Below are 3,944 nucleotides of genomic sequence, written 5' to 3'. Positions count from 1 at the left end.
GGCCGCCGCCGGAGTCGCCGGGGTCATCAAAACGGTGCTCGCGCTGCGGCACGGCGTGCTGCCGCGCACCCTGCACGTGGACGCGCCCACCCCGCACGCCGACTGGTCCTCGGGCGCCGTCGAACTCCTCACCGAGGCCCGCGACTGGCCCGCCGTCGACCGGCCGCGCCGGGCCGGGGTGTCCTCGTTCGGCATGAGCGGCACCAATGCGCACGTCGTCCTCGAACAGGCACCGGAGCCGGAACCGGCCGACGGGCCGGAAGCGGTCACCGACGGGCCGGACACCGCGCCCGGGGCCGTGCTGCCCTGGGTGCTGTCCGGGCGCACCGCGTCCGCGCTCGAGGACCAGGCGGCCCGGCTGCGCGCCCGGCTCGCCGTGGACGCGCCCGCACGGCCGGCCGACATCGGGTTCTCGCTGGCCACCACCCGGTCCGCCTTCGAACACCGGGCCGTGGTGATCGGCGAGGGGCGTCCCGGACTGTCGAGCGGGCTCGCCGCCCTGTCCGGACCGGGCACTGACCTCCTCCCCACCGACCCGGCCGCGCCCGCCGACGTCGTCGTGGGCACCGGCCGGGTCGTCGAGGGCCGCACGGCACTGGTGTTCCCGGGCCAGGGCTCCCAGTGGGCCGGCATGGCACGGGACCTGCTCGCCACCAGCCCCGTCTTCCGGGACCGCCTCGCCGCCTGCGACGCCGCCCTGTCCGCCCATGTCGACTGGCGGCTCCCCGCCGTCCTGGAGGGTGCCCCGGGGGCACCCTCCCTGGAACGGGTGGACGTGGTGCAGCCGGCGCTGTGGGCGGTGATGGTGTCACTGGCCGCGCACTGGGAGTCCTGGGGCGTCCGGCCCGACGCTGTGGTCGGGCACAGCCAGGGCGAGATCGCCGCCGCCGTGGTGGCGGGAGCGCTGAGCCTGGAGGACGGGGCGAAGGTCGTCGCCCTGCGCAGCCGGGCCATCCGTGCGCTGGCCGGACTCGGCGGCATGGTCGCGGTGTCCCTGCCCGAGGACCGGGTCCGCGCCGAGATCGCCCCCTGGGCGGAGAAGCTGTCGGTGGCCGCCGTCAGAGATGTGTATAAGAGACAGCCCAGGGCGTGCGGGCCCGGTCCGTACCCGTGGACTACGCCTCACACTCGGTCCAGGTCGAACGGATCAGGTCCGAGGTGCTGGCGGCACTGGCCGGCGTACGCCCGCTCCCGGCCCGGATCCCGCTGTTCTCCACCGTCACCGGCGACCGGCTCGACACCACGGCCATGGACGCCGACTACTGGTACCGCAACCTCCGCGGGACCGTCCGCTTCGACGCGGCCGTACGCTCCCTGGTCGAGCAGGGCCACGAGGTCTTCGTCGAGGTGTCGCCGCACCCGGTGCTGACCATGGCCCTCCAGGACACCGCCGAGGCCACCGGAGCCGCGGAGCCGCCCGTGGTCGTCGGCACCCTGCGCCGCGACGACGGCGGACCGCGCCGGGCCCTGCAGTCGGCCGCCGAACTGTGGGTGGCGGGCGCGGCCGTCGACTGGTCCGCGGTGTACGCCGGCACCGGCGCCCGCCCGACCGCCCTGCCCGGATACCCCTTCCAGCTGCGGCGCTACTGGCTGGAGCCGGACACGGCACCCGACGCCGGACCGGCCGCCGCCGACCCGCACGACACGGCCTTCTGGCACATGGTCGACCACGACGCCCCGGCCGAGATCGCCGCCCACCTCGCCGTCGACGAGGACGCCCTCGCCCCCGTACTGCCGGCCCTGCGCGGCTGGCGCAAACAGCGGCGCGACGAGAGCGTCATCGACTCCTGGCGCTACCGCATCGGCTGGCAGCCCCTGCCCGACCCGCCGGCCGCCACCGCCGCCGCCGGCACCTGGCTCGTCGTCCTGCCCGCCGGACACGACGACGACGCACAGGTGCGCGGGCCGTTGCTCGCCCTCGCCGAAGCGGGCGCCACCGTCGTCACGGCCGAACTCACGGACGGTGCCGTCCGCCGCACGGACCTCGCGGACACGCTCGCCACCGCCCTCGGCGACCGCGTCCCGACGGGCGTGCTGTCGCTGCTGGCCGCCGCCGACCGGTCCCACCCCGACCACCCGGCCCTGCCCACCGGGACGGCACTCACCGTCGCCCTGGTGCAGGCCCTGGGCGACCTTGCCCTCACCGCGCCCCTCTGGTGCGTCACCGCCGGGGCCGTGTCCACGGGCCCCGACGACCCGGTCACCCACCCCCGCCAGGCACTGGTCTGGGGCACCGGACTGGTGGCCGCGCTGGAACAGTCCGCCCGCTGGGGCGGACTCGTCGACCTGCCGCCGGACCTCGACGCCCGCACCAGGACCCGGCTCGCCGCCGTACTGACGGCCTCCGGCGCGGGCACCGGCACGGACGGCGTCGGCCGCGAGGACCAGCTCGCCCTGCGCCCCGCCGGCCTGCTGGCCCGCCGCCTCCGGCGCGCCCCCAGGAACGACGCCCGTCCGGAGCACTGGAAGCCCCGCGGCACCGTCCTGCTGACCGGCGGCACCGGAGCCGTCGGCCCGCACCTCGCCCGCTGGCTGGCCCGCAGTGGCGCCACCCACCTCGTCCTGCCCGGCCGGCGCGGCCCCCAAGCACCCGGCGCGGCCGCACTCGCCGCGGAACTGGCCGTCCTCGGCGTACGACTGACCCTGCCCGTCTGCGACCTGGCGGACCGTCGGGCCGTGGCCGCGCTGCTCACCGGCCTGGAGGCGGCGGGCGACCGGGTCACCGCGGTCGTCCACGCGGCCGCCTTCGTCGCGCTCGCCCCCCTCGACGGCACACCGATGTCCGCCTTCGAACAGATCGTCGCGGCCAAGGCCGCCGGCGCCGAACACCTCGACGCCCTGCTCGACCGCGAACTCGATGCCTTCGTCCTGTTCTCCTCGATCGCCGGGGTCTGGGGCAGCGGCGACCACGGCGCGTACGCCGCCGCCAANGTCGCGGCCAAGGCCGCCGGCGCCGAACACCTCGACGCCCTGCTCGACCGCGAACTCGATGCCTTCGTCCTGTTCTCCTCGATCGCCGGGGTCTGGGGCAGCGGCGACCACGGCGCGTACGCCGCCGCCAACGCCTACCTCGACGCCTTGGCCCAGCATCGTCGAGCCCGCGGCCTCACCGCCACCACCGTCGACTGGGGCATCTGGCAGGCCGAGAACCCGGACCGCGTCGCCGGGGAGGACGCCGACCTGTTCAAACTGGAGCAGCACGGCCTGCCCCGGATCGCCCCCGACCTCGCGGTCCAGGCCCTGCGACAGGCGCTGGACGACGACGAGACCGTACTCGCCGTCGCCGACGTCGACTGGGAGCGCTTCGCCGCCGTCTTCACCTCCACCCGCCCCAGCCCGCTGCTCACCGGCATCCCCGAAGCCCGCCGCGCGCTGGCGGCGGCGACCGGCGACACGGAGGCACCCGCCGCCGCACTGCTGCGCCAACGGCTCACCGCCCTCGGCGAATCCGAGCAGCACCGCCTGCTGCTCGACCTGGTGCGCACCCACGCGGCAGCCGTCCTCGGCCATCCCTCGGTGGACGCGATCCGGCCCGGCGCGGCCTTCCAGGACCTGGGCTTCGCCTCCCTCACCGCGGTCGAACTCCGCAACCGGCTCAACACCGCCACCGGACTGCGGCTGCCGTCCACCCTGGTCTTCGACCACCCGTCGTCCGTCGCGCTCGCCCGGGAGATCCGCGCCGAACTGCTCGGCCGGCAGGCCGGCGAGCCGCGTCCCGACGACCCGGACACCGCCGCGCACACGCCCGCGTCCGACGACGAGCCGATCGCGATCGTGTCCATGGCCTGCCGGTTCCCCGGCGGCATCGGCACCCCCGAAGACCTGTGGCGCCTGCTCGCCGACGGCGGTGACGCCGTTTCGGATCTCCCCACCGACCGCGGCTGGGACGTCGAAGCCCTCTACGACCCCGACCCCGACCGCCCCGGCACCTCGACCACCCGGCG

At 76.2% G+C, this 3,944-nt stretch carries 1 protein-coding gene and 1 pseudogene; both read left to right on the top strand.

Translation table 11 applies throughout. The features are described 5' to 3' along the window. Positions 1-34 precede the first annotated feature (34 nt). Positions 35-1,003 (top strand): annotated as a pseudogene (locus VR45_RS50405) (acyltransferase domain-containing protein); the annotation flags it as partial. Positions 1,004-1,089: 86 nt separating this feature from the next. Beyond that, a partial coding sequence (locus tag VR45_RS50400) for an SDR family NAD(P)-dependent oxidoreductase (protein ID WP_353612760.1) occupies positions 1,090-3,944 on the top strand: 2,855 nt, incomplete at its 3' end.

Source organism: Streptomyces sp. NRRL S-495 (assembly GCF_000966955.1).
Taxonomy (GTDB): domain Bacteria; phylum Actinomycetota; class Actinomycetes; order Streptomycetales; family Streptomycetaceae; genus Kitasatospora; species Kitasatospora purpeofusca.
The sequence above is the reverse complement of the archived record's forward strand: the minus strand, read 5'-3'. Positions and strand labels throughout refer to the sequence as shown.